Raw genomic sequence first — 25,521 nt, forward strand, 5'->3', positions numbered from 1 at the left:
TGCTACTCTAATCTAATTCCATCCGTGAGCGGCATACCAGACACCGTCCCTGAATGTATTCCAGGCCTCCTGTACGAACGGGATGATATTCTCCGGCAGCGCACCCACCGGGAACCAGCATATCTCATCGCATTTGTCCGGCTCCATGTTGCAGATCTCTCCAGTCCACTGCTCCGCCTTGAAAAAGAAATCCACCCGCTCATCCCCGGAGGTATGCAGGTGCATCGTTCCGATCAGGGTAAGATCGGCGGGAGCTATAACAGCACCGCATTCTTCCCGGACCTCGCGGATGGCGGCAACATGAAGCGGCTCGCCGCCCTCCAGCTTCCCGGCAGGCAAGCCATACTCCCCGTCATGATGTCCCGTATTCGCGCGCCTGAGCAGCAGGACTTGCCCGTCCTTAATCAGAAATACATGGACGACACTAACCAGTCGAAATACCCCCACAGACCTGCCCCTCTCTCTTCTGCACCAGAAAAAAGAACAAGCGGGCAAGCCGGTTTGCAGGCTTGTCCGCTTATTCCATAGACGACTATTCTATTCTTCCGAATCCACGTTGTGGTAGACCTGCTGCACATCGTCCAATTCTTCGAGTGCATCGATCAGCTTCTCGAACTGTGCCTGTGCATCTTCAGGAATAGCTACATAGTTCTGCGGGAGGAGCGTCAGCTCGGCTACGGTGAATTCCGTAATCCCCGCGCTGCGGAAGGCTTCCTGTACTGCATGGAACTGGTCCGGCTCAGCATACACGATGACCGCCTCATCCTCTTCCAGCACATCACGGACATCCAGGTCTGCTTCAATCAGCAGCTCCATCACCTCATCCGCAGATTTGCCTTCCACCCCGATTACTGCTGTCGGATCGAACATATACGTAACCGATCCGCTGACGCCCATGTTGCCGCCGTTCTTGCTGAACGTCGAACGGACCAGCGGAGCCGTGCGGTTGACGTTATTCGTCAGCGCATCGACTACAATCATCGATCCGCTTGGACCGAAGCCTTCATAGCGCAGCTCAACGTAGGTCTCATCGCCGCTGCCCTTGGCTTTCTCCAGGGCACGGTCAATAATCGCCTTCGGTACATTGTAGGTCTTGGCCCGCTCCAGAACGACCTTCAGCGCCCGGTTGGATTCCGGATCAGGCTCGCCCTTCTTCGCTGCAACATAGATTTCTACCCCGAACTTGGCGTAGACCTTACTTGTATTAGCATCCTTGGATGCTTTCTTTTCCTTAATATTATTCCATTTACGACCCATATCGTTACCGCTCGCTTTCCAACATTTGATGTAAAACAGTCCTGTACATTATACCTCTGTTCAATCGATCCCGTAAAGGGCCGTCCACACACCTTCACAAATCCAGCAAATTCAGCATCTGCTCTGTTCCAGCTGCCTGGATTAGCCAGGGCAGACGCGGGCCTTGCTCCGCACCAAGGACTAACTGATAGATGATGGTGAACAGTCTTTTTTGCTGGGTCCGCATCGTTTTCTTATCTTCGTGATGGCAGATGGCATAGATCTCCGTCATGAGCTGCGTTTCTTCCAGCTCCCTGCTCCGCAGCAGACTGCACAAGCTCCGCAGCCATCTCAGCTCCACTCCGGTAAGAGAATGATAATACGCATAGTCGGGCGAGGTTTGAATCGTCACCAGCTTGTGCGGCATCCAGTTCCTGATCCAGTATTCCGCCCGCCCAACCGTTGTCTGCAGCCGGAGTTCATCTACCTCTTCGCCGTTTCTGTTGAACATCTCCCGGAGCTTTTCCCTGTCGAAGTTGATTAAGGGAAGCAGACTGGCTACCTGGCCGAAGCTAACGTTGCTTCCAGTGCTCACCGGAGAGTCGTTTAGCAGAGACAGCTCCAGCACACCCGCAAGATCGCCCGTTAATGTGCCTGCCCGTGCTCCCGCAGCATACCGCTCGAACTCCGCATAATTGCGCAGCACATCCTCATCCAGCCCGATATGGAAGGCGGCATTCGGCTGGTATTTGGCGAACAGGAACAGAATGTTCTCAGGGGCGTAGACTCGGAGCAGATCATCTGGAGTGTAATTGTGCCCGGAGGAGCTGGACATTTTAGCGAAGCTGCCTTTGATGCTGATGAATTCATATGGCTCGTACACCGGGGGTGAATACCCGAAGATCCGCTCTGCGATTACCGCAGCCACATTGTAGCTCCCCGTCTCCGACGAATGGTCCCGGCCACCCGGCTCGAACACCACCTGCTCCAGCTGCCAGCGCATCGGCCAGTCGATTTTCCAGTGCAGCTTGATGTTGTCCGCCTGAGGAATATGTACGGTATCGCAATGACCACATCCGCAGCGGTAGGCCACACTCTCCTCCAGATCGTCGAAATTCAGAATCGTAGTCGAGTCTTTTCCGCACTGCCCGCAATATAAATGGATCGGATAAAAAGCCGCCCGCTCATCCGCCGAACTCTCACCTGTCTTGAACGACATCAGGATATCGTAGATCTCTCCCCGGCGGCGCAGGGCGTGCAGAATTTGCGTATAGTAACGGCCTGACTGGTATTCCCGGCTCTGATAGATGAACTCCGGCTCAATCCCGAATACCTGGAGCGCCTGCTCGAATTCCGACTCGAAATATGCCGAATACGAAGCATGACAGCCATACGGACACGGCACCTGCGAATAAGGAAGCCCAATATACTGAGAGAAGCCGGGATCGATATGGGCCGGAACTTTACGGAACCGGTCAAAGTCATCCCATGAGAAAATAAACCGCACCTCCTTCCCCGCCCGCCGCAGCGCCTTCGCCACAAATGCAGTCGTCACCGCCTCGCGGAAATTCCCGATATGAACTGATCCGGACGGACTGATTCCGGATGCACATACATACGTCTGCCGCTGCGGATGCTCCGCGATTAACCGGTTTGCAATTTTTTCGGCCCAATGCATCTCAATCACCTCTAAGTTTATTGTGAATTGCCTGAAAAGCAAAAAAGCTCCCGCCCTCAAGATTAATATCTTGAGGACGGGAGCTTGGATAAGCTTCGTGGTACCACCTCTGTTCACGGACAAGTTGCCTCATCCGCCTCTTCGGGTACGGCCATGACGCTTATACCCTATCTCTGTAACGGGAGAACCCGGCATACCATCCTTGGACACTTGTGCCCAATTCCCTATGCAGCTCGGAGACTTTTTTCAGATCAGGCGCTTCGCTGCTCCCTTTCACCACTCTGGAGCTCTCTGTGAACGCTGCCGCCTGCTTACTCTTCTCTTCATCGCTTGTGTTGTTGTACGTTATTATTTGCAATAATACTGCGGGAGGGAGAATGTGTCAATAAGTTTTAAAATAACCGTTAATAGCTGTCAAGGATTTCGCTTGAGCCTCTGGAACCAAAGACAGAACTCCAGAAAATTCATCACCCTAAGCCCATGCCATTCTTTTCTTCGCTATTTTTGATAAAATCATAAGGAATACATGGCAAGCTCAATTTTGTTAGTAACTTCTGCATTAGGTGGGTCTCGTCTCTTCTTATCTGTGTCCTGAACAAAAAAGGAGGGTTATTCATGAAAAAAAATCTATTCTTCACCTTCATTAGCTTTTTATTTCTTATTGCTTGTTCTTCTCAACAAGAATATTCTAACGTGAATGAAGCAATAATGTCCCTTGAAAAAAACATTACAAAAATTGAATCACCTGACGACCAAATTCTTGAGGGTATTAAACCTGTTAGCTATAAACTGAGTAATGAGGAAATATTAAAAGTTTACGCTTTCGGATCGGAGGAGAAACGAGAAAGTGGAATAAAGCACTTTGAAGAAAGTATTCAGCTTCTTAGTTTCCACGCACCAATTGTCTACCAATCTGGAAAGTATTTAGTTCTGTATTACCCCCTCGTCGATTCAAAAACTCGAACACCCAAGCTAAACGAAACAGAGTTTGGAGTAAAAATAGAAAACGCTCTCAACAGTATGTAACAGGAATAGCGAAAATAGCAAAAAAATTACGGTTTAGGGCTATGCGACTAATAGAATCGAATGTCCCGGCTCCTATGGCCAAACGATCAGCCCTCTTTGCAGGAGGGCTATTTGTGGTCAAATGCATTGATTAAGCTCCAGACAACGCACAACCTCACCGTCATATAACTCTTCACTGACCTTTTGGAATCCGAGCGACTCATACAGCGATCCGGCAATCCGGTTGTCAGGTCTATGTCCGATCATTAATCGGGTACACCCTTCATTTCGCATATGCTGTATTAATTTCACCATGGCTTGTCTGGCATAACCCTGTCTTTGATGTTGCTCATCAATCATAAGGGCGGGTATCCAGCAGTTACCGTCCTCATCGGGAGTTGTACAAAATACAATAATTCCCACTACTACAGCTCCTGAATAAATAGCCATCAGTTCAAACTCCTGCACGAATTTTGCTTCAGCAATCCAATTAACCACCGGAGCAGGAAAAACGCTTTGTTGTTCTGGCTTCACCTTCAGCAATGTGCAATCATACCAGTTCTCGGCCGTTACAGGCCTTAGTTCAATAACCATCATATTCCCTCCAAAGATCTAGTTTCAGCATTCAAACTTCTCCCAACATTATACTGTGGAGGGAATCTCTACGGTTGGTATAGAATGGTTAAAGAAAAAGGCTATCACAGCAAGCACAAGAACACTTGAGCCTTCGCAGCTCCGAAACAAGTGGAATAATGTATCCTAATTTCGTGATTTCTAATCCTTTAAGGTGAACAAGTGGAAAAACAACAACTACTGCATCGGGATATGCCGCTACTGCGGAATGTGGAAGAAATTAAGTGTCCTTTATCCAACTGTTGTCCCGGCAAAGTCCATTCCTTCATCAGCAAGTGGAGGAAATCCACCTATGATCCGCCACAGCCCGCTGCCTAGCGCCCCCCGCAAAAAGGAGGATCGCCACACCAGGCAATCCTCCCCAATTCACACCAATTAATCCCGATCCATTGAGCGCTACACCCAAACCTCATTCGCCGTCTCAATCACCAGCCGCAGCTTATCCCACTGCTCTTCTTCCGTCAAAATGTTGCCTTCCTCCGAGGAGGCGAAGCCGCATTGTGTGCTTAAGCACAGCTTGTTGATGTCTACGTACTGTGCAGCTTCTTCAATACGCGCAATGAGCTGCTCCTTGCTCTCCAGCCCGCCATGCTTGGTGGTTACCAGACCCAGCACGACGAACTGATCCTTGATGAAGCGCAGCGGCTCGAAGTCGCCGGAGCGTTCATTGTCGTATTCGAGGAAGAACGCGTCCACGTTCGTATTCGAGAACAGCTCCTCGGCGACCGGCCCATACCCTCCGGCGGCGAACCATGTCGAGCGGAGATTGCCCCGGCATACATGCAGGGCAATAGTCATGTCCGCCGGGCGGCCGGCAATGCTCTCGTTGATCAGCCGGACGTAATCTTGAGCAAGCTTATCCGGGTCAACGCCCCTGCTGCGCAGGTGAGCGCGATGTCTGCCGCTGCACAGCGTCCCCCAGGTGGTATCATCCAGCTGCAGATAGCGGCAGCCGGCATCATAGAAAGCCTGAATCGCCGTCCGGTACACCTGAATGATATCTCCATACAGCGTTTCAGTATCGGAATAAATCTCGTTTCCGTTATACTCCTGCACGAAATGGAACAAAGAGGGTGAAGGAATCGTCATTTTGGCCAGCGTCTCTCCGGCCATCTGCTGCAACGTGCGGAATTCCTCGACCATAGGATGGTCTCCGAAGGCGATTTTACCGGTTATCCTGAAGCTCTCCGCCCGGTTAGTCTGCTCCTTGGAAGTTCCGGGAGTACCGCCAAGAGTGATTTTTCCAGTACCCTCAATCCCAAGGAAGAAGTCCAGATGCCACCAGGAGCGGCGGAATTCGCCATCGGTCACAGCCTTCAAACCAAGCGCCTTCTCCTGCTGAAGCAGCTTGCCAATCTCTATATTCTCAATCTCCCGCAGCTGTCCCGCGGTTAGTTCACCTTCCGCATGCAGGCTGCGTGCATTCCTGATCTCCTCTGTACGCAGAAAGCTCCCGACAATGTCGTAGCGGAAGGGCGGTGCGTTTCTTGTCGATCCGATCACTGGACTACTCATACGTCCCTCCTGCTCTTATAATAAGAAAGATTCAAGCTCGAAAGCATTACCCGACACCAGATCATTCAGAATATCGATATATGTAGACATAATCTCACTCGGTTTGCGGTCCTTGTGGGCGATCCAGCCTACAGAGAACACTTCCTTGCTGTCAAAAGGAATCGTAATCAGCCCCGCATCATCCAGCTTAGAGGCCATAATCCCAGTCCCTACGGTATACGAATCACTGCCGAGCAGCAAATGAGTCAGCGTGGCCCGGTCGGTCACCTTAATATTCTTCTCAATCTGTGTGAAGCTAAGCATCTCCTCCGAGAAATGCAGCGAATTATTATCCCCCTGCTCAAAAGTAATGTAAGGATACGGATGAATGTCCTCCGCCGTGATCCACTCTTTTGCAGCCAATACATGCCCTGCCCGCACATAGACATGCGGATTCGTATTGAACAGCGGAGTGAACTTCAGGTTCCCGTCACTGAACAGCTTGTTCATAATCTTGTAGTTGCTCTCATTGATATACAGAATCCCGATGTCGCTGCGCAGGGTACGCACATCCTCGATGATCTCATAGGTCTGCGTCTCTCTCAGGCTGAAATTGTATTCCTGCACCTTGCTCTCCTTCATCAGCTTCACAAAAGCATCCGTAACAAACGCATAATGCTGTGTAGATACCGAGAAATAGATCGGGCTGCGCTTCTTGCCGGTATAGCGGTTCTCCATGAATTCGGTCTGCTCAATAATCTGCCGGGCATAGCCCAGGAATTCCATGCCTTCCGCCGAGATGCTGATTCCCCGGTTATTCCGTTCAAAAATCGTGATGCCCAGCTCGTTCTCCAGCTCCTTGATAGCATTCGAGAGGCTGGGCTGCGACACAAATAGCCGTTTGGCCGCTTCATTCATAGAGCCGCTGTTCGCAATCTCAATCGCGTAGCGGAGCTGCTGCAAAGTCAAACCTTTTCCCCCTCCGATCAAGGACTTCACCTGGCAGGTTCAGCAAAATAAGAATTTACTTGTTATCCTAGCACACCTGCCGCGTCTGATCTACTATAGATTATGAAGCAGGGAACCTGTGGATGCTACTGGGTGCGCTTCTTGCCTGCGTCGATCTTGGCCGGGTCCAGCCCTTCCCAGATATTCTTGATCTTCGCGTTCTCGGGGTCATCGAATACCAGGAATGCCGTAGGCAAGTAACGCTCACCATACTGCGAAGAGGGCTTGTTGACAATCTCGTTGTCCTTCACCAGCACCGTCGAAGATCCCCCGTCCAGATTGGCCGCAATGACCGCCCCATGCTTCAGCATAATCTGCTGCACATCATACAGGTTCGCCCCGATGCTGTAGCCCGGCTGCCGCCCGTCAATCACTACGAAGAGGAGCGCACCGTCCGCCCGTTGGCCCATTGCAGTTCTTGGCGCGATACCCCAGCCTTCGGCGGCATTCTTAATCTGGCCTTTACCGTTCACAATAATCCGTGGCTGAAAAGAAACCGCCTCCTGCACCCCCATCTTGCTGAGCTGATCCAGCGTGTAGTTACCGGCGACCATTTTGCCTTCCTTATCAATGCCGACAATCTGAGTGGATTTCTTGCCGCCCAGTCCATTGTAGAACAGCTTCCCTTGCGAAATCACCAGCCCGATCGGCTTGAAGCCATTGCCCTTCCAGTTCGGATCGGCGAAGCCGCCGCCGTTCACCCCGGCGATAGCCCCCGTCCGTGCCACCATGCTGGATACCTTCTCCCCGGAGCCGATTTTGCCCGGCACACCCAGGCGCACCTTCTTGGGATCGTTCACAATCATGACATAGCCGCTATAGCCGCTGCCCGTGACTTCTTCAATCTGGACGAGCGGTGTATGCTCCGCTTCCTTTACAGGCTCAGGCTTGATCTCATGGGTATCAACCTCGTCGCCCATCTCCTCGAAGCGCTTGGTATAATCGCTGACGCGGTGCTTCAGTTCCTCTTCGCCGATAATATATTTGGCCCAGTGCCGGTGTTGAGTTGTAATCATCGTATCTGCGATCAGGAAGCGCGTATTCTGGGCCGACGGTGCAAAATAGAGCCAGCCTCCGGCCGCTATAACCAGAATGAAACAGACCATGAACACCCTGAAGAGTGTGCGGAAGAAACCTCTTTTCTTGCGCTTGCGCGCCGGTGTCTTCTTCTTGCGGACAGTAGAACGTTGTGGTAAAGAGCTCACTTCTGAAATCCTCCCTAACATACTGATAATGGTTAAGTCTATAAACTCACAACTTCCATGATAGACGAAATCTCTGATTTAAAAGTTTCAGTTTGTTTAACTCTGTCCAGAAACTGTAAACTGCTTAAGTTGCGGCTAAATTATGGTAGAGTGAAGTCATACTAAATCGTAATATAAGGAGGGTTATAATGAACGCTTTTCTAACTGAATTTGAACAACGGATTCGCGAGGGGTTTGTGGCTGACCTTGAAGCTATATTGGCGGAAGTAGCACAAGAGAAGGTATATGTCTGCGCAGTCGGTACAGATAGCGACTTTGTCACTCTGTTCCTTGCGGTCAATACAGAGCAATCCCTTGCCAGACATATTGCCGATATGACAAGTGAAGGCTTATGTGATGATGCTGAAACAGAGCTTTATTACAAATGGGCAATTTCCGAATTTCAATATGGTGAGCATTCGCATTTCAATCATATCAGCCGTTTTTTATATGCTGAGGATAATGTATACCAATATAAAGATGAAATGGTCAACATCATTGCCAAGGTTGTTAATGAAACCAAGGACGATGTATTCACAAAATATAATCAAACCAAAGAGGACATTACCTTCTTTGTATCCATGACCGACGATGAGCTGGCAGAGGAATTAGAGAATGAATCGGTCGCGCTTATGACAAATCCTGAATTAGTTCCTGAATTTATGGCACGCTATGATGCTGAAATCTAAAAAAAACCAACAGCGGCAGCCCGGACATTAACGTCCCTGACTGCCGCTGTAACAATGGCAATTCGTGCTCTACCTTGATTTTGTCAAATATAATGTCAGATCATCATCCACCCGCACCTGACTTCCAGGAACAGCGGGCAGGTTGTCATACATGAGTCCCCGGCCATCCGGGACATAGCCCCGCTTGATGTACAGCCTTTGGGCCGTACCATAGCTGTCATACAATCCGAAACCAATGCCAACCGTGTCAAATCTGGCGAATGCTTCTGCTTCGAGAGCGTCCATCAACATACTGCCGATACCGGATTTCCGCAGGGTAGAAATCACATCAAGATTCTGAATCTCTGGAATATGATTCTCTGCAAAATAAGGATAGTGTGACGTATACACGATATGTCCCCAGCCTGCAAACTCATTCCCACGAAGGGCTACCAGCGTAAGCCGCTTCTCCCCTTCGTTCTCCTTCCAACACTGTTCAATATACGCTACCGGTTTGCTGACATCATGCGGGGCCAGCCCTTCATGTATCCATGTAATATCCTCGGACTTCATCCGGCGGACCGTGATAGATGTACTCATAAAGTCAATCATTCCTTTCCAGCTGGACTGTGCTTTTGAAAAAAAGCCGTGCATTCCTGCACGGCTTCACGCTAACTCTAGCACAGCTTAGCGGTTGAGCGACCCGGATTAACCGTGTCTGCCTACACCGCCACCGCTGCTTGCACTGCCGCCTCCGCCAGAGTTGCTATCATCGTCGTCATCGTTGGAGGAATAACGGCCGGCTCCACCGCCGCCCGAGTATCCGCCACCGCCACGATTCCGGTCATCATCGTCATCGTCACGCGAGGAATACCGCCCCGCTCCGCCACCGCTCGAAGAACCTCCGCCCCCGGAGTTACTGCCCCAGAAACTGCTGGAGCTGGATGAGCTGCTCCCCGAGGAAGAGTGATGGTGCGGCCGCCGGTATCTTCTTCTCTGGCTGTAGCCATAACCGGGCTGGCCGGTCCAAGCGCCATAACGCCGGATATTGCGCGGGTTATGCGGATTTATCCGTATCCCGTAACGGGCAACATAACGGTTGCGCGCGGCAGCCGCGAGACTGATTAGCGCGACAAGAACCAGGAAAATCCCGAGAATCATCATCCCCTTCGATCTGGAGACAGGCACCAGCTTCACAGGTTCCTTCGCTGTCACAGGGGCTTTGCTGACAGTAGAGGCTGCTGCGGATGTGGAGCTGCCTGCGGCTTGTCCCGAAGCAGCATCTGCCCGGGCCAGGAAAAAGCTGTAGAAGGCATTCGCCGTCCCCACCACGCCGCCAGCGTAATCTTTTGCCGCGAATTTAGGCTCCAGCACCGTATTCAGAATCCCGCTGATCCGCTCATTCGTCAGCACTCTATCGATCGACTTGCCCTGTAGCACATGATAGTTATCCCCGCCGATATCCAGTACCAGCATCACATCTCTGGGTCCGGCAGCAACTCCGGCGAACTTCGCATAGGTGTAATCCTGCAGGCTCTTGCCGCCAGTATTCTTAACAGTTACCACATAGATTCCGCTCCCGGTGGTAGCCGCGTAACGGTTACTCGACTGGTTCAGATAATCCTTGGTAACTTGCGGTAGGATTCCGGCGTTGTCCGAGACATAGTTGCGGGTACCAAGTGTTTCCGAGTAGCTTCCGCCGAGCTTCTGAATGAAGGAGCCATAGGTTTTATGGGCACCGGCGCTATACTTTTTGGCAGCGAAGTCCGGCTCCAGCGATGCCGAGAGAATCTTCGAGATCACACCACTGTTCAGCTCAGTCTCCAGTCCCTTGCCGGGAACAGCCCAGTAATCATCGTCCTTAATGGAGAGCAGCAGCAGAAGTCCGTTATTCTTGTCCGCAGAGCCGACTCCCCATGAATTGAACAGCGAGGTCGCATATTTCTCCATAGATACGCCGTTCGTCGAATTCACCGTAACCAGCACTACCTGCGCCCCGGTCTCCTGATAGAGCTTCACCCCATAGTTGACCATGTAATTCTCGGTCTTCTCATCAATCACGTTCGCGTAGTCATTCACATAAAAGGCTTCCGAATGAGCCGGTACTGCCGCCTCCGCCTTCCCCGGAATGAACGGCAGCAGCATAATGATCAGCATACCGGTCAGCACTGTTTGCAGTATTCTTGCACGCTTCATGAAATCCCCTCCGGCTTCTCAAATCTCTTCTATTACTATATCGGTTACGCACGGGATGGACGTATAGTTCCATCTCTCTTATGTGTATGTCCGAATCTAGTAATTATTCAAAAGAGTCTGCCGGGCTTACTCGTTATTAAACCGGTCCGGGTGAGAGCCGAAGCGCTGATCGCGGTTCAGGCCGTTGATCCGGCTGATCTCCTCTTCTGACAGCTCGAAGTCAAAAATATCGGCATTCGCAATAATCCGCTCCGCCTTGACCGACTTCGGAATCGTCACGATTCCGTTCTGCAGATCCCAGCGCAGGATCACCTGCGGCAGTGTTTTGTTGTGTCGGGCTGCAATATCAGCAAGTACCTCATTTTCCAGCAGATGACCTTGGGCCAGCGGGGCCCAGGCTTCAATCTGAATGCCCTGTGCCTTGCAATATTCGCGAAGCTCTTGCTGGTTAAGCAGCGGATGCAGCTCCACCTGATTGACCATCGGCTTCACGGTGGCCTCTGCCAGCAGATCCTCCAGATGATCGATCTGGAAGTTGGATACCCCGATGGCCCGGACTTTACCGTCTGCATACAGCTTCTCAAGGGCACGCCAGGTATCTTTGTATTTGGCCCGGATCGGCCAGTGTACCAGATACAGATCGGCATAATCCAGTCCCAGCTTGCTTAAGCTCTGGTCAAATGCAGCCAGCGTAGAATCATAGCCCTGCTCTGTATTCCATACCTTGGTGGTGATGAACAGCTCCTCACGCGCAACTCCCGATTCACGGATCGCCTGTCCGACTCCTTCTTCATTTCCGTACACGGATGCGGTATCAATACTCCGGTATCCGGCCTTGATGGCTGCTTTGACCGAATCAATAACCTCCTGGCCCTCTTGTACCTTGAATACGCCCAGCCCGAACCATGGCATTTCTACACCGTTAGCTAATTTCGTTGTGGACTTTAGATTCATCATAATCACACTACCACCTGTCTCTATGATTTGTAGGGTTACCCAGTGATGCTTCTATTTCTAGAATAATGAAGCAGGGATCAGCTTGCGCCCGCCTTTGATCAGGGTCGAATCCAGGGCATCCCCTTTATCTCCGCCAAAATACAGCTGCCAGTACACGCCGAAGCGGATGCTGACATCATTCTTGACCAGCTCCGGCGGCGTGACGATCAGCCACTGGAACTTCAGCGCCTTCGAAATCTCGAAGACCGGGTCAAGCACGTTATTCGAGACCATCTCACCGAACGGGTTATCGTACAGGAAGACCGTCCAGCCTTTATTTTCCCGGTTAACACGCTTGTGGGTCATGATCATCATCGCCACCAGCAATTGAACAGACTGGCGCTGTCCGCCGCTGCCTACCGCCTCATCTAGCGCGCCGCGGTTGATAACCTCCCAATCGGAATAATGATAGTCCTCGGGAGCGGCATACAGGAAGTAATTCTCCGTCACCGGCTTATACACCTGCAACACCGGGAAGCGGTTCTGCAGCGCCGCGTACACCATGCGTCCATCGTTAATCAGCTCTCTGACAGCTGAAGCCGGAACCTGCTCCATCTTCGGGAACCGCTCAAGCAGGCTGCTGATGCAGCGGTTGAAGTACTCGCTGACCAGCGGTTCGATGTCATCGGTCGTCCGTGGAACATTAATATTCTTGTAATTCAGCTTAACCAGCGGGAAGGCATGGCCGTTCTCATTGTGAATGATCATCCGGCGTTCCATCCGCTTCAGAATATCAACGATCTGCACCACACGCTTGGCTGCCCGGCCTACCCACAGCTTGCGGGACAGCTCCATATCCTCTTTATCGCTGCGGATGCTCTCCATCTGATCGCGTGAGCTCTGAAGCATCGAATCCAGCACCTGCAAGGCGATAGCGAAATCATCCCAGTGAACATTGTTCAGGCGTTCCTGAATCTTAGTCTCAAGCTCTGCATTCCAGCCGGACTTGGCTACCTTACCGCTTAGGTCAGTCTTCTCTTCCTTCACCTTGCGGGAGATATCTGCCCGTTGGCTGCGGCTCTCCTTGCTGCGCTGCAGCCAATCCTCCACCAGCGTCTCGCAGCTCTCCCGCACCTTCAGCTGCAATTCTTCAGGCACCTCCCGAAGAGGCACACGGTGCTCGACATGAGTATCCATGATCCGGCTCTGATTGCCGAGAACGAGCAGCCATTGATCCATGGAAGCCAGCATCTGCTTACTGGTATTCAGCAGATGCTCATTCTCCCGGACCCGCAGACTGATCTCTTCCTCCTTCTGTTCCAGAGGCTCATGCCACAGCTCTACCGTCCGCTCATGCTTCTCCTTGATTGCCTTCTCGGACTTGCCCAGCTCTTTGCGCAGGCTGTCAAGCTCGGTCTGACAGCGGATGAAGGAATCACGGAGCTGCTGATAGTCCTCGTCCAAGATCATCGTGTCACTCTTCTGGCGGACTCTGGCGGACTGAATCATATCCGGTGACTCCTGCGGCTCAGGGGCAGACAGCCATCCGGCATCTACCTGCTGCACCGCAGCTTCCAGCTCAGCCAGCTGTTCTCTGGCCGCCTTGATCTGGGCTGTTCTGGTGCGGATCTCCAGCTCGTTCTGGCTTAGCGACTGCTGAAGACTCTCGACCGTACTGAGCACCTGCAGCAGCTTGTCCTGCACCGTCTCATTCAGCACTTCATCGGCAGCTGCTAGATCCGCCTCAGCATTCGCATCCTGAACCTTCGCACCCGCAGCTTCTCCGGGGAACTCTATGTCCGGGAACCAATTCTGCAGCCGCGGGAATACGGAATAACGGGTATCCCCGATCCATTTCTCACGCTGCAAGGCGAGACTGTCCATCTCCGCCTTCAGCCGGGCGAGCTGCTGGTCCTTAACTGCAATCTCTTTGCTGAGGTTATTCTTCTGTTCCACAGACTTTTGCTTGTCTGTATAGCTCTGCTCGTGCTTCCGGCTCCGTTCACTCCACTCCCGCAGCGCCGCCGCCCGGGTCTCCTGCTCGGACTTCTCCGCTTCACAGGCTGACAGGTCTCTGGAAATTCCAGCCAGAACCTCCTCATAGCGTACCTGTTCTGCGTTCATTTCATTCAGCTGGCTGCGAAGCTGCTGCAGCAGGGTCTCCGCACTCTTCTGTCTGCTCCGCAGACTTGCGGTATGCTCGCCTTGATGCAGGCGTTCATATTCCTGCCGGGCGCTTCTCAGCTTGGCAAGATAAGCTTCCTCCGCCTGAAGCTCCTCCTCCTGCTCACGGAGTCTGGAGGCCATCCCCCGCTTCCACTCCTGAAAATGATCCGGCTGCAAGACCATTTGCGGCCCTTGATGGGCCAGCAGCAGGAAGGCGTCTCTACCGCCCTCCGCCATCTCCTCACGCACGAAGACCGGGACCGGAGCCTTAAGCAGAAGCTCCTTAAGCAGCTCCGGCTGCAGCTTATCCGCTTCACGCTTCGTGACAATCAGGCCGTAAGGAAGCAGCGGATGGCGTTCCAGCTCCTCCTCACGGACCAGATAAGGCTGATCGTTCAGATACATGGTGCCAGTCATAGAACTAATCTTGAGGGCATCCAGCGTATCCTTCACCGTTACAATATCATGGTTAGGCAGCCAGTAGGCTTCCTGCTGCAACTCGACATCCAGCAGCTGCTGATAATAATCCCGCCGCAGCCGCTTCGTCTGCTGCTCGGTATCCTCCAGCCTGCGAATGAACCGCTCCTGGATTAGAGGCTTCGCTTCGAATAGAGCTGTCGCGCCTAAGCGCTGATGCTCCTCATACATCTCCAGCAGCACTACGAGCTGTGACCAGAGCTGTGATTCCTTGTTCATCTGCGCTTCGATGCGTCCGGTCAGCTCCTCAGCCTGAGCCTCGGCCCCCAGCAGCTTCTCAGCCAGCCGGGTATGCTGCGTATGCAGGAGCAGCTTCTGGTCTTCAGCAGTCTTGCGCTGTTCGTTCAAGGCCTCAATCTGCTCAGTCAGCCCTCTGGCCGCAATCAGCGTCCGCTGTAGGGCGGCTGCCGGTGAGTGGGCGGCTTCCTGTCCGTGGCGGGAAGCGAACACACCCAGATCCTCTGTATACTGACGGATCATGGCTGTTAATTCCTGGAGCTTCCCGTCCAGTCTGCCAAGCTCCAGCAGCAATTCCTCCCTCCCCTTGCGCAGAATCTGTTCTTCCGCTGCATGGGAATGCTGCTGTCCGCTGTAGAACAGGCTCTTCGCCTGCCATAGCCGGTAGACCTGCTCCCACTGTGCCCGCAGCTCCTGCTTGGCGCTTTGAATCACCTCTTGGCGCTCCTTCATCGCAAGCGACCCTTCGATGGCTTCAATCTCCTTCTGCCACTGCTCCATCTGGCGGAGCTGCAGCTTGCGCCGGGCCAGATAATGGGCGACCTCCAGCGACTTCTCCCGCTGCTTGGATTCTTCCAGACGTTGCTTGGCCCGTGTCTGATTATCAGAGACCACTCTGAAGTGCTCCTGCTTGCCGTCATGGTCTTCCTTCAGCCGCAGGTACTTCAGATTATCGCTCTCGAATCTGAGCGTCTTCGCTTCCAGATAATGTCCGGCCAGCTCATCCCCCGTTATGCGGCGCTTGTCTTCCGCCTGCTTCAGTTCATCATGAATAACGGTATAGAGCTGCGCTCCCAGCCTCTCTGTCTCCCGGAAGCTGAGGTCCGCCTCCGTTCCGAGCTTCACCGCTTCATACAGAGGAGCCGCAAGAGAGGTGAACTCGGCAAAAGCGCGCTCCCGCTGCTCCAGCATCGGCAGCCGCTGTGCAACCGTAGCGGTGTCCACGAACATCCGCTGAAGCGAGCCCTCATCCTCGCGCAGGCTCCCTCCCAGACTGGAACCGATCTCTGGAATAATCAGCCGCTCGAAGAGATTATGATTGGTGAAAGCGTCATTTTTCTGGAAATAGCCCTTGATGCCGCCCTCTTCCCCGTTGATTCTGCGCATATTGCGCCATTCATCAATATGGATATCATGGTCAGCCAGGTAGGCATAGTATTTCTTCAGATCGGAGCTGCTGCTGCCGTAGACATTAATCTCACCCCGCCGTTCCCGCACAAACTGCTGAATCGCTTCGAAGCTCGCAGGAGTGTTCAGCTCATGATCATACAAAGGCAGGGTGGAGAGTGTAAGCTCAGCCGTCTCCTCATATTTCAGCAGCGCGTATAGCAGATAATCCACTTTGATCTCAAGCTGGTCCATGGAATGCTGGGCCGTCATCGCGATCCCGGTGGTGACATACTCCGTCCGCTCCTTATCGTCGAGCCGCCATTCGATGGCCACGTGGAAGGTGTAGGGCTTCAGCTGTTTTTTGTGATTATGGAAGAAGGCCTCGACCTGATTCTCATTATCCTTACCCCAGGCGGCTCTAGGCATCAGCAACTGGAAAATCGACTGCAGCAGCACGCCCTTCCCCCCGCCGTTCATCAGCGTAATCAGGGTATTGGCCGGGCCTTCTTCATTACACAGATCGAGGATCATATCCTCATATTTCTTCAGCATCTTCTCGTATTTCAGTCCGGCGATGCGGATTCGCTCAATGCGCGGCATGGGCTTCACCCTCCTGTTCGCTGAGTGTGCGGCCAACCAGAGCCTTCAGCTCTTTGTACCGGTCCACATCGTGGTAGAGATAACGCATCCGCTCGTACAGCTCTTCCCGGGGGAAAATCCGCTTCTCATGCTCGGAAATGAACACCAGATGCTCCTCCTCCAGCAGCTTCATTCCTTCGTGAATGAGGCCAATCCGGGAGCCTGCACCGCGGGTCAGCGAATCGCCCTCCTCCTGGCTGCGGGTCTGCATATAGAGGCTGGTCCACACTCTGTGCATCGCCTGGATATCCAGCCGCCACTGCTTGCTGAAGCTGCCGTCTTCATCCATGCCAAGCCAGCCTTGGAACAACTCGGATACCTGATCCGACAGTTGGATGTAAGACATGCTGTCCTGTCCCGGCTTGAAGTGCTGCTCATCCTGATCCATCTCCGCCAGGAAGACAAGGATAATAACGTTAATGATATGTAGATGCGTCTTACGCTCAATCCGTGAATATTTATTACGCAGCTGAGTGAAGTTGCTGGCGAACCCGGAGCCGATCGGACTCACGAGCAGGTGCAGGCGGTGACCGGAATTCATAATCCGGCAGCCGGCTTCTTTGGCTACATATTGCAGGGCATCATAGGCGGCAGTATCCTGCAGACATTCGGCGGCAGCGGGATCATCCAGCGGAATCACCTTGCGCCGAAGCAGGTCGAAGAACAGCCGGGAAGCCTGCTGAACTTGCTCTAAGGAATAACTCATATCCGAATCATCTCACTTCTCTACTATAGTAATGGTATAAGGGCTGATCTCAAGACCAGGGATACGGATGCTGCCCTGCTGCTGTGAAGAGATGGTAGTCCGCAGCCTTAAGCCGCGCAACACCGCAAGCTCCGGGTGGTCCAGCATCAGCCGCTGAAGCAGCTTCTGGCACTCGTCCGCGACGCCATGGCCTTCCGCTTCCTGCTCCTCGACAGTAATTACGGTATGGAAAAATTGCACCCACAAATCCACGGCATCCGGACAATCCGCCCAGCGCCGCTGCTCCTGCTCCGTGAACGCCTCCGCAGTGAAGGTGAAGCTGCCTTGCGCAGCCACTCCGGCTATAACCGGCAGCCATAGCTCGCATACCTCGGTCCAGGGAATACCTCTGGGCACATAATGGATCTCCTCTTCTTCCCCGGCTTCCTCCGTCACATCCGGCGTATCCTCCGGCAGGAAGCCGACCTCCTGCTCCTCCCAGGCCCAGGCCAGCGGATAGATGAAATCCTGGCTGGGCGAGAACAGCCCGCTGATCAGCGTCTCCAGGCTATCCCCATCCCGCAGCCCTTCGGGCTTCACCCATTCCTCCCACACATGGGTGCGGAAGTTAAAGCCCGCTGCTCCCCAGAATAATTCCGGGAAGTTCAGCCGCAGATTCGTCTCTGCTTCGAAGATGCTCAGCACAACCTCGGCCAGCTCGTCGTGCACCCGCCGGGACAGCTCCACCCGCTCGGAGAGCTGACGCAGCTCATTGAAATCAATGACATCCTTCTCATCATTGGCCAGCCGGGCCAGCGAGCGGTGGATATTATCGAAATGCTTGCGTTCCTCGTCAAACTGCTGGTGGATCTCCTCCAGCCGCTCGTGCCGCTGAGTGCCGTATTCGCTGAAGATATGCTTCGGATTACGGCGCAGGGCATTACGGTATTCCTGCTGCTGCTGGGTCATTTTGCGCACGCGGGAGATCAGCTCATTCACATCCTGCATCGCCCGGGTAACCCGTCCATGCTTGATATGCATCTGAATCTCCAGCAGCTTGATGCTGACCTGGAACTCATCGATAATCTCGTGGCTCATGAAGATCAGCTCCATCGCATACTCGGAGAGCCGGTAAATGGTCGTCCCGTTCTCCTCCCAGCTGATACGCGTAGCATCCTCGTCCACAGTGAAATACTTGTATTTCTGGACCCCGATTTGCCGGGTATGGTCATCATAATAATGGGCCTCGAAATCGCCGCCGCTGCCGCTCCACAGCAGTCCGTCTATCAGCCGTTCGACCGATTCCGGGCTGCCCGACTTCGCTATGCCGAAGCGCTCCAGTGAGCTCCAGGCCAGATCCACCAGATCCTCCCGGGCCCGCTGTTCATTCGATTCCAGCTCCAGATAATAGACCTGCAGCAGCACACTAAGCGCAATCATTTCCTTATACGGCTGCAGCTCACCCAGATTCATGCCTGCGCCCAGACTCCATAAGGGATTCAGCCGCTTGTTCCGTTCTCCGAAATCATTCCAGTTCATCCTCTAGCCAACCTCGCCATCACTTCATAATTTCCCTACAACATAACATAAACCCAAATCCGCACCGCAGGGTGAAGGTTGGGCCGGAACATACAAATATAGACGGTTTGTTCATGCTCAGAACCCCGAGATAATGGGAATGTATGTTTCTATTCTCATGTCATTCTATTATATCAATGTTTCATAGATATGGCTATTTGCAAAATAAATAGAGGAGCCCGCGCAGGGACCCCTCCATGTTAAAGCACTACTTTAAACCACACCATAGCAACCGCTATTTATATTTCTCATTCACCAGATATTGCAGATTCTTCTTCACCGCAGACCATTCCTCATCGATAATGCTGTACAGCACATTGTCCATAACAGCCCCGTCAGCGGTAATACGATGCTTGCGCAGGACGCCCTCCCGGACCGCTCCAATCCGCTCAATGGCCCGCTGGGAGCGCAGGTTGTGACTGACAATGGAGAAGTCCACCCGGATCAGCCCCAGCACCTCGAAGGCATGTTGCAGCAAAAGCAGCTTCGACTCCGTATTCACCGCAGTTCTCCAGTATTCCGGTGAGATCCAGGTGCAGCCGATCTCTGCATTGCGATGCGTACCGTCCAGATGCATCAACCGCGTAGTCCCTACGATCCGGCCGGATGCCTGCTCCACCATCACATAAGGCATATCCTTGCCTGCCGCCTGATTCGCCAGAGCCGTATCCACCAGTTGTCCTGCCTGTTCCTCTGAGCAGATCCGTCTCCAGGTGTACTCCCAGATCAACGGATTATGCAGCAGCTTCTTAAGCTCAGGCTTGTGCTCTGCTGTCAAAGGCACAAGCCGGATTACGCTACCTGCAAGCTGCCCTGTTTCAATTGCTGTCAACTGATTTCCCCCTATATCTTTTTACCTGTTAGCTTTTCACCTATTATATATGAAGCGATTTATTCCCATCTGTCAATCCTGGCAGTCAATTGCCGAATGAATTCCTGCGCCCTCAGCGTGGACAGTGCGTTCTCCGCACGGCTTCGTACCGAGATTGTTCCGTCATTCTGCTCCTGATCTCCCAGCACCAGCATATAAGGGATTTTCTCCAGCTGAGCTTCACGGATTCTGTAGCCCAGCTTCTCATTCCGGGAATCCACCTCCACCCGCAGTCCGGCTGCCGCCAGTTGTCTTCTGACCTGCTCGGCATACTCATCATGAACCACAGAGACTGGCAGCAGCTTGACCTGCACCGGAGACAGCCACAGCGGGAACGCCCCGCTATAGTGCTCTGTAAGAATACCCATGAACCGGTCAATGGAGCCGAACACGGCACGATGAATGACTACCGGACGATGCTTGTTGTTATCTTCGCCAATATAAGTCAGGTCGAACTTCTCGGGCATCTGGAAATCCAGTTGAATTGTACCGCATTGCCAGCTCCGCTTCAGGGCATCGAGGACATGGAAATCAATCTTCGGCCCGTAAAAAGCGCCATCTCCTTCATTCACCCGGTACTCGATTCCGTTATTCTTCAGCACCCGCGCAAGCGACTCCTCCGCCTGATCCCAGAGCTCTTCGGACCCCATATAGTCCTCCGGGCGTGTAGACAGCTCGACCTTGTACTCGAAGCCGAAGATGGAATAGAACTGATCGATCAGCTCCAGCACCCGCGAGATCTCGGATTCAATCTGCTCCGGCAGCACGAACAAATGGGCATCATCCTGGCAAAAAGTCCGGACCCGCATCATCCCGTTCAGCGCGCCGGAAGACTCATGGCGGTGAACCTGGCCGTATTCCGCAATGCGGATCGGCAGGTCCCGGTAGGAACGGAGGCTATTCTTGTAGATCAGCATATGTCCGGGACAGTTCATCGGCTTCAGCGCAAAATCTGTCTCATCCACCTTAGTGAAATACATCTCGTCCTTGTAATGATCCCAATGTCCGGATTGCTCCCACAGACGGCGGTTCATCATCAGCGGCGAGCGGACCTCCTCATACCCGTCCGCGCGCTGCAGCCTGCGGGAGAAATCCTCCAGCGCTGTGCGGATCAGCATCCCTTTGGCCAGGTAGAACGGCATGCCCGGCGCTTCCTCGGAGAACATGAACAAGCCCAGCTCCTTGCCCAGCTTGCGGTGATCCCGTTTCTTCGCTTCCTCCAGCAGATGCAGATGCTCTTCAAGTGCCGCAGCGCTCAGGAAGGCTGTGCCATATATCCGTTGAAGCACCTGTTTGTCAGCATCTCCGCGCCAGTAGGCACCTGCTACACTTAGCAGCTTGAACGCCTTAATCCGGCCAGTGGAGGGCAGATGCGGCCCCCGGCACAGGTCCGTGAATTCGCCTTGCTCATACAGGCTGATGACCGCGTCCTCCGGCAGATCCCGGATCAGTTCCAGCTTCAGCGGCTCTTCCGACTGTTCAAAGTACTGCACCGCTTCCGCCCGGCTGACCACCCGGCGCCGGATCGGCAGGTTCTCCTTGATGATCTTCCCCATCTCCCGCTCAATCGCAGCAAGATCCTCGCTGGACAGGGGTTGTTCAATATCTATATCGTAATAGAAGCCGTCCTCGATCACTGGACCAATGCCCAGCTTCACGTTCCGTTCTCCATAGATCCGTTTGATCGCCTGGGCCATCACATGGGCTGTGCTGTGTCTGTGAATCATCAGCCCGTCGCTGCTGTCCGCTGACACGATCTCCACGAGGCTGTCCCCTTCAACCGGACAATCAAGGTCAACGAGTCTGCCATCGATTTTGCCGGCTACTGCATTCTTCCTTAGACTTACGCTAATCGACTCCGCAATCTGCGCAATTGTGGTGTTACGCGAATACCTCCTATTTGCTCCATCCGGCAGCTGCACTTGAATCTCCATGATTATGGCCTCCATTTCTTCAGTGTATATTCGTATATGTGAACACAAAAAAACGCATCTCATCCCGGAAAGGGACGAGTGCGTCTAAGCTCGTGGTTCCACCCTAATTCGACTATACGTCACTTCACCCCCGGCTGTTCGGCGGAAACGTGATCAGTACAATCCTCATGGCATCCGTTAACGGGGATGGGGCGGTGACATTTACAGCCTCGCTAACAGCAGGAGGGTTCAGTGTCACGGCTATAGAGGGGTAACATCCGGCTGGTCTCTGTAAGAAGCTCTCACCTTGCACTTCTCTCTCTGGTCAGTCCTCACGGGATATCCTGTCTCTGGTCATTGCCTTGGTTATGGTGTTGCTGGTTACATAATACGCACGGTCTTCGACAGAAGTCAATACTTCGCAGAAAAAAACTTAAAATCCGCTTCCCGCTTGACCGCTTAATCCTTTTAACTTTAACTCCCTTAATCCCTCAGCCCGTGGGCCTTGCCCACCGAGCTCATTCCGCTGCAACCGCTGAATAATATCCCCTACTTCTTCCACCGTATGCGCAATATAATCCGCCCCGGCCGCCGATAACTCCTCCTCTGAACCATAGCCGAATAACACGCCCACAGAGGCTACACCGCAGGCTCTGGCCCCGATGATGTCATGCTCCCGGTCCCCGATCATCAGCGAATGCGAAGCAAGAAGATTATTCTCCTCCAGCACATGCTGAATCACCTCGCGCTTCTTCGATCTTGTGCCATCCAGGTTGCTGCCGGCCGCATACTTGAAGAACCCGTCCAATTCGTAATGCCGGAGGATCTGCTCAGCGAACACAATAGGCTTGGAGGTCGCCACATACAGCTCGAATCCCTTACTCCTCAAGCTCTCCAGCAGTTCTGGAATGCCTGGAATCACATGGTTCTCGAACATCCCCAGCGTCCGGTAACGCTCCCGGTAGAACTCTACAGCCTGTGCCGCTGCCTCCGCCGTAAAGCCCTGAATTTCAATAAAAGAATCATATAGCGGCGGACCTATGTACGGAATCAGCAAGTCAGGATGCTCCACCTCAATGCTGAATTGGTTGAGCGCATACTCCACGCTTTTGGTAATGCCTTCCTTGGGATCGGTTAGTGTGCCGTCCAGATCAAATAAGATGTGCTGCAAGCTGTCCTTCATCTCTTCCGGATGCTCCCTTCGTGTGTAATTGCTATCCATCATACCTTGCTTCCTGTTTATTTTCCACAGGCTTCTCCGCGCCGATAATCACTGCACACACAAGAAGGCACCCATTCAGCCATTATCTGGCTTACGGGGCGCCTCTATTGTAAAATCGTAGTTTTCCTTTACCTGTGGCTTACGTGCTTACCAGCCCACGCGGATAATCAGGCCTTTGGGGTCACCGACTTCCAGGTAGGACGCCTGGCCGTTGACATCGTCATACGGGAAGCCGTAAGCCAGCCCGCTGATGCTGTGGTCATGCCAGAATTTTGCATAAAAGTTGGCGGGAGCCGCATTGTAATAGTTAGCTACGTTGTTCCAGTTACTAGTGGTGTAGACATGGCGGTTAATGGCAGCGCCGGTGGCAGCATCGATAAGCGAGCCATCGTTACGGAGAATATCCTGGGTGCTATAGCTGACATAGCCTGCGAAATAATTGCCGTTGGCCCCGCCGGCTTTGAACGAACCATGGACAGGAGCGATGATCCGGTAAGGCGCCTGATCGGTACCCAGCGATTTGAAGGCAGACGGCACTTCATTCTGGTATTTGCTGAAGATTCCGGCGCGTGTCTCCGATTCCAGCTCGCCTACCGTCTTGTCATAGCCGCCGGACAAGCCTACCAGCCGGTGCTGGACCGGGAAGCCGAATGCATCGACACGGGTCGTATTGCCATGGTAGCCTGTAGCATCCACCGTGAATTCAACGAAGTCGAAATAGAGATTACGGTTAGGATCGGTCGGATTATCAATATCCGGTCCGGCAAAGCCGTCGTCATAGGTCTTAATATACAACGGCGTGCCAACACTTAGAAACATGCGGCCGGAGGTGATTTTGGGCAGCGTCACCCAGCTGGTCTGGCTAACCGTATGATAAATATTGGCATAGTTGACCCCGTTCTTGGTCAGATGGCCGGAAGCATTATTCAGCGCATTCGAGATCGGAATGAGATTGCCGCTAAGATCCAGATAACTCCATTTGCCGTTAGCCGGATTGATACCGATGACGCCCCAATAGACCTGGTTATCAGGGTAAGCGCCTCCCGTTCCGTTCATGACTTTGACAGACACGGAGCCTCCCGGCGGTGTCGGAATAGAAGAGGCAGCGATAGAATAGATGGAACCGGAAGACCCGGAAGGCGGAGTAGTCGGCGCTGCAGTGGGCGCGGTTCCCGCAGTGTAGTTGAACCAGCCGGTATCATAAGCCGGAGTCCCATTGTTGTAGGTGAAGAAGTACGAGAGTGCTGTGCCGCTCGCGACGCCTGTAACCACCTGCTCATAACGCGATTTACTGTTGTTATAAGTCATTCGGTAGTTTAGCTGGGTTCCCGAGTTCACCTTGTAATGCACATCGGTCCAGCTGGTACTGACTGTAGATTTGAACCAGATGGTAGCTGAGGTTCCCGACAGATCTACACCTTGGGTATAATCAGCTGCGGCTGCTTTGGAATTGAACAAAGGCAGGCAAGAGAGCAGAAGCACGAACGCAAGCATCGTCATTAACCATTTTTTGGACATTCTTAGATTCCTCCTGAATTATATTGGCATTGCAGTACTTCCCTTCAACTGCAGGAGCTGTAGAGCATTCTGTATTTCGCCAAGCCGCTTATTCTATCCTCTGTACCCGTACCCTGCTACCTCCCCCCTATTCCCGCCTGCATCAGAACCAGAATTACCAATGCTTGTATCCGTTTACAAATATGATTATAGTTGCACAATCGGCAATTGAGTAGGCACGGAATTTCGGATTTAGGTTCCCATATTTTGGTTTTTGGTATAATGATCTATAGCTTAACCCGCACGGTGCTGCAAAAATAGCAAAAAGCCCTTAATTCCCAGACGCCTGGTCATTAAAGGCTTTTGTAGGCTTCCCTCTCGTATTCACTATTCCCAGTGCTGCGAAATAAAGGTATCCCGCCCGGATTGCTCACGGTCCTCTTTATAATGCTTCGGATTCTTCTTATGATAGTCCTGATGATAGTCTTCTGCCGGATAGAATACCGGCGCAGGCAGAATCTCCGTCACCACCGGAAGCTCGAATCTGCCGCTGACCGCCACCTGCTCCCGGGAAGCCAGTGCAGCCAGCCGCTGCTCTTCCGTATAATAGAATACCGCCGTGCGGTACTGCGTTCCCCGGTCCTGAAACTGTCCGCCGTCATCCGTCGGGTCAATCTGCGGCCAGAATAGCGCAAGCAGCCGCTCGTAAGGGAATAATTCAGGGTCATAAGTGATCTGAACCACCTCGTAGTGACCGGTTGTACCGGTCTTCACCTGCTCATAAGTAGGGTTCTCTACCGTTCCTCCGGCGTATCCCGATACAATCCCGTGAATTCCGGGAAGCTCTTCGAACGGCGTAACCATGCACCAGAAGCAGCCTCCGGCAAACATTGCCTGTTCCATAGCCATACTCCCACTCCCTGTCTCTCTTCTGCTGACTCTAGGTAAACCCTGTACTAAGATAAAGCCTAATGGTCTAAAAGTCAATTGGATTGCTTGTATTAGCAATCCATTCATATGCTTAAGAA

Annotated in this window: 20 protein-coding genes; 2 read left to right on the plus strand and 18 right to left on the minus strand. The window is 52.9% G+C overall.

The features are described from left to right. Positions 1-12: 12 nt before the first annotated feature. From NSS64_RS13400 to lysS, 3 genes are all read right to left on the minus strand, one after another. Positions 13-447, minus strand: coding sequence for an NUDIX hydrolase (locus NSS64_RS13400; protein WP_341140439.1), 435 nt, complete (start codon positions 445-447; stop codon positions 13-15). 90 nt (positions 448-537) lie between these two features. Then, positions 538-1,257, minus strand: a complete 720-nt coding sequence (locus tag NSS64_RS13405) for a YebC/PmpR family DNA-binding transcriptional regulator (protein WP_076078109.1) — start codon at positions 1,255-1,257, stop codon at positions 538-540. A 94-nt stretch (positions 1,258-1,351) separates the two neighbouring features. Further along, entirely contained in the window at positions 1,352-2,914 is a 1,563-nt protein-coding gene (gene lysS / locus NSS64_RS13410; protein WP_341140440.1) for a lysine--tRNA ligase, read from the minus strand. A gap of 615 nt (positions 2,915-3,529) precedes the next feature. Here lysS and NSS64_RS13415 point away from each other — a divergent pair. Then, complete coding sequence (locus tag NSS64_RS13415) at positions 3,530-3,940, plus strand: hypothetical protein (RefSeq protein ID WP_341140441.1); 411 nt, start codon at positions 3,530-3,532, stop codon at positions 3,938-3,940. A gap of 117 nt (positions 3,941-4,057) precedes the next feature. Here NSS64_RS13415 and NSS64_RS13420 read toward each other — a convergent pair whose 3' ends face one another. The 4 genes from NSS64_RS13420 to NSS64_RS13435 all read right to left on the minus strand — a co-directional run bounded on the left by NSS64_RS13420 (position 4,058) and on the right by NSS64_RS13435 (position 8,280). Next, positions 4,058-4,516, minus strand: coding sequence for a GNAT family N-acetyltransferase (locus NSS64_RS13420; protein ID WP_341140442.1), 459 nt, complete (start codon positions 4,514-4,516; stop codon positions 4,058-4,060). Between the two features lie 432 nt (positions 4,517-4,948). After that, entirely contained in the window at positions 4,949-6,067 is a 1,119-nt protein-coding gene (locus NSS64_RS13425) for a 5-methyltetrahydropteroyltriglutamate--homocysteine S-methyltransferase (RefSeq protein ID WP_341140443.1), read from the minus strand. Positions 6,068-6,082: 15 nt separating this feature from the next. Next, entirely contained in the window at positions 6,083-7,015 is a 933-nt protein-coding gene (locus NSS64_RS13430; protein ID WP_341140444.1) for a LysR family transcriptional regulator, read from the minus strand. Positions 7,016-7,140: 125 nt separating this feature from the next. Beyond that, entirely contained in the window at positions 7,141-8,280 is a 1,140-nt protein-coding gene (locus NSS64_RS13435; protein WP_341140445.1) for a phosphodiester glycosidase family protein, read from the minus strand. Between the two features lie 167 nt (positions 8,281-8,447). On the opposite strand from NSS64_RS13435, the gene NSS64_RS13440 reads away from it, so the two are divergent. Further along, positions 8,448-8,987: a DUF4303 domain-containing protein gene (locus NSS64_RS13440; protein ID WP_341140446.1), complete on the plus strand. Its 540-nt coding sequence runs from the start codon at positions 8,448-8,450 to the stop codon at positions 8,985-8,987. Positions 8,988-9,056: 69 nt separating this feature from the next. Here the strand turns inward: NSS64_RS13440 and NSS64_RS13445 are convergent, their stop codons facing one another. The 11 genes from NSS64_RS13445 to msrA form a co-directional block, all read right to left on the minus strand. Beyond that, positions 9,057-9,566 carry a GNAT family N-acetyltransferase gene (locus tag NSS64_RS13445; RefSeq protein ID WP_341140447.1) on the minus strand — a complete coding sequence of 170 codons (510 nt, stop codon included), beginning with the start codon at positions 9,564-9,566 and terminating at the stop codon, positions 9,057-9,059. Between the two features lie 108 nt (positions 9,567-9,674). Then, positions 9,675-11,162 (minus strand): TPM domain-containing protein, encoded by a 1,488-nt coding sequence (locus tag NSS64_RS13450; RefSeq protein WP_341140448.1) that lies wholly within the window; start codon positions 11,160-11,162, stop codon positions 9,675-9,677. 126 nt (positions 11,163-11,288) lie between these two features. Next, complete coding sequence (locus tag NSS64_RS13455; RefSeq protein WP_445667795.1) at positions 11,289-12,119, minus strand: aldo/keto reductase; 831 nt, start codon at positions 12,117-12,119, stop codon at positions 11,289-11,291. A 57-nt stretch (positions 12,120-12,176) separates the two neighbouring features. Next, positions 12,177-16,688: a hypothetical protein gene (locus NSS64_RS13460; RefSeq protein ID WP_341140449.1), complete on the minus strand. Its 4,512-nt coding sequence runs from the start codon at positions 16,686-16,688 to the stop codon at positions 12,177-12,179. Then, positions 16,675-17,433: a DUF6063 family protein gene (locus NSS64_RS13465; RefSeq protein ID WP_341140450.1), complete on the minus strand. Its 759-nt coding sequence runs from the start codon at positions 17,431-17,433 to the stop codon at positions 16,675-16,677. Before NSS64_RS13465 ends, NSS64_RS13460 begins: the two co-directional genes overlap by 14 nt. Positions 17,434-17,445: 12 nt before the next feature. Next, positions 17,446-18,951 (minus strand): hypothetical protein, encoded by a 1,506-nt coding sequence (locus NSS64_RS13470; protein WP_339256525.1) that lies wholly within the window; start codon positions 18,949-18,951, stop codon positions 17,446-17,448. 274 nt (positions 18,952-19,225) lie between these two features. After that, positions 19,226-19,822 carry a GNAT family N-acetyltransferase gene (locus NSS64_RS13475; protein ID WP_339256523.1) on the minus strand — a complete coding sequence of 199 codons (597 nt, stop codon included), beginning with the start codon at positions 19,820-19,822 and terminating at the stop codon, positions 19,226-19,228. Between the two features lie 59 nt (positions 19,823-19,881). Continuing rightward, on the minus strand, positions 19,882-21,795 hold the full coding sequence (gene thrS, locus NSS64_RS13480) for a threonine--tRNA ligase (RefSeq protein ID WP_339256522.1): 1,914 nt from the start codon (positions 21,793-21,795) through the stop codon (positions 19,882-19,884). A gap of 412 nt (positions 21,796-22,207) precedes the next feature. Further along, entirely contained in the window at positions 22,208-22,999 is a 792-nt protein-coding gene (locus NSS64_RS13485) for an HAD family hydrolase (protein ID WP_339256520.1), read from the minus strand. 144 nt (positions 23,000-23,143) lie between these two features. Continuing rightward, positions 23,144-24,514, minus strand: coding sequence for a glycoside hydrolase family 64 protein (locus NSS64_RS13490; RefSeq protein WP_339256518.1), 1,371 nt, complete (start codon positions 24,512-24,514; stop codon positions 23,144-23,146). Positions 24,515-24,880: 366 nt separating this feature from the next. Next, on the minus strand, positions 24,881-25,396 hold the full coding sequence (gene msrA, locus NSS64_RS13495; RefSeq protein ID WP_339256516.1) for a peptide-methionine (S)-S-oxide reductase MsrA: 516 nt from the start codon (positions 25,394-25,396) through the stop codon (positions 24,881-24,883). Positions 25,397-25,521: the final 125 nt, after the last annotated feature.

Source organism: Paenibacillus sp. FSL H8-0122 (assembly GCF_038005345.1).
Taxonomy (GTDB): domain Bacteria; phylum Bacillota; class Bacilli; order Paenibacillales; family Paenibacillaceae; genus Paenibacillus_AQ.

Excerpts from the sequence above, each read along its gene's own strand:
- NSS64_RS13415 (WP_341140441.1), top strand. The coding sequence starts at position 3,530 with ATGAAAAAAAATCTATTCTTCACCTTCATTAGCTTTTTATTTCTTATT.
- NSS64_RS13485 (WP_339256520.1), bottom strand. The coding sequence starts at position 22,999 with ATGATGGATAGCAATTACACACGAAGGGAGCATCCGGAAGAGATGAAG.
- NSS64_RS13425 (WP_341140443.1), bottom strand. The coding sequence starts at position 6,067 with ATGAGTAGTCCAGTGATCGGATCGACAAGAAACGCACCGCCCTTCCGC.
- NSS64_RS13460 (WP_341140449.1), bottom strand. The coding sequence starts at position 16,688 with ATGCCGCGCATTGAGCGAATCCGCATCGCCGGACTGAAATACGAGAAG.
- NSS64_RS13405 (WP_076078109.1), bottom strand. The coding sequence starts at position 1,257 with ATGGGTCGTAAATGGAATAATATTAAGGAAAAGAAAGCATCCAAGGAT.
- NSS64_RS13440 (WP_341140446.1), top strand. The coding sequence starts at position 8,448 with ATGAACGCTTTTCTAACTGAATTTGAACAACGGATTCGCGAGGGGTTT.
- NSS64_RS13465 (WP_341140450.1), bottom strand. The coding sequence starts at position 17,433 with ATGAGTTATTCCTTAGAGCAAGTTCAGCAGGCTTCCCGGCTGTTCTTC.
- NSS64_RS13470 (WP_339256525.1), bottom strand. The coding sequence starts at position 18,951 with ATGAACTGGAATGATTTCGGAGAACGGAACAAGCGGCTGAATCCCTTA.
- msrA (WP_339256516.1), bottom strand. The coding sequence starts at position 25,396 with ATGGAACAGGCAATGTTTGCCGGAGGCTGCTTCTGGTGCATGGTTACG.
- NSS64_RS13450 (WP_341140448.1), bottom strand. The coding sequence starts at position 11,162 with ATGAAGCGTGCAAGAATACTGCAAACAGTGCTGACCGGTATGCTGATC.
- NSS64_RS13435 (WP_341140445.1), bottom strand. The coding sequence starts at position 8,280 with ATGTTAGGGAGGATTTCAGAAGTGAGCTCTTTACCACAACGTTCTACT.
- NSS64_RS13490 (WP_339256518.1), bottom strand. The coding sequence starts at position 24,514 with ATGTCCAAAAAATGGTTAATGACGATGCTTGCGTTCGTGCTTCTGCTC.
- lysS (WP_341140440.1), bottom strand. The coding sequence starts at position 2,914 with ATGCATTGGGCCGAAAAAATTGCAAACCGGTTAATCGCGGAGCATCCG.
- NSS64_RS13420 (WP_341140442.1), bottom strand. The coding sequence starts at position 4,516 with ATGATGGTTATTGAACTAAGGCCTGTAACGGCCGAGAACTGGTATGAT.
- NSS64_RS13445 (WP_341140447.1), bottom strand. The coding sequence starts at position 9,566 with ATGAGTACATCTATCACGGTCCGCCGGATGAAGTCCGAGGATATTACA.
- NSS64_RS13455 (WP_445667795.1), bottom strand. The coding sequence starts at position 12,119 with ATGATGAATCTAAAGTCCACAACGAAATTAGCTAACGGTGTAGAAATG.
- thrS (WP_339256522.1), bottom strand. The coding sequence starts at position 21,795 with ATGGAGATTCAAGTGCAGCTGCCGGATGGAGCAAATAGGAGGTATTCG.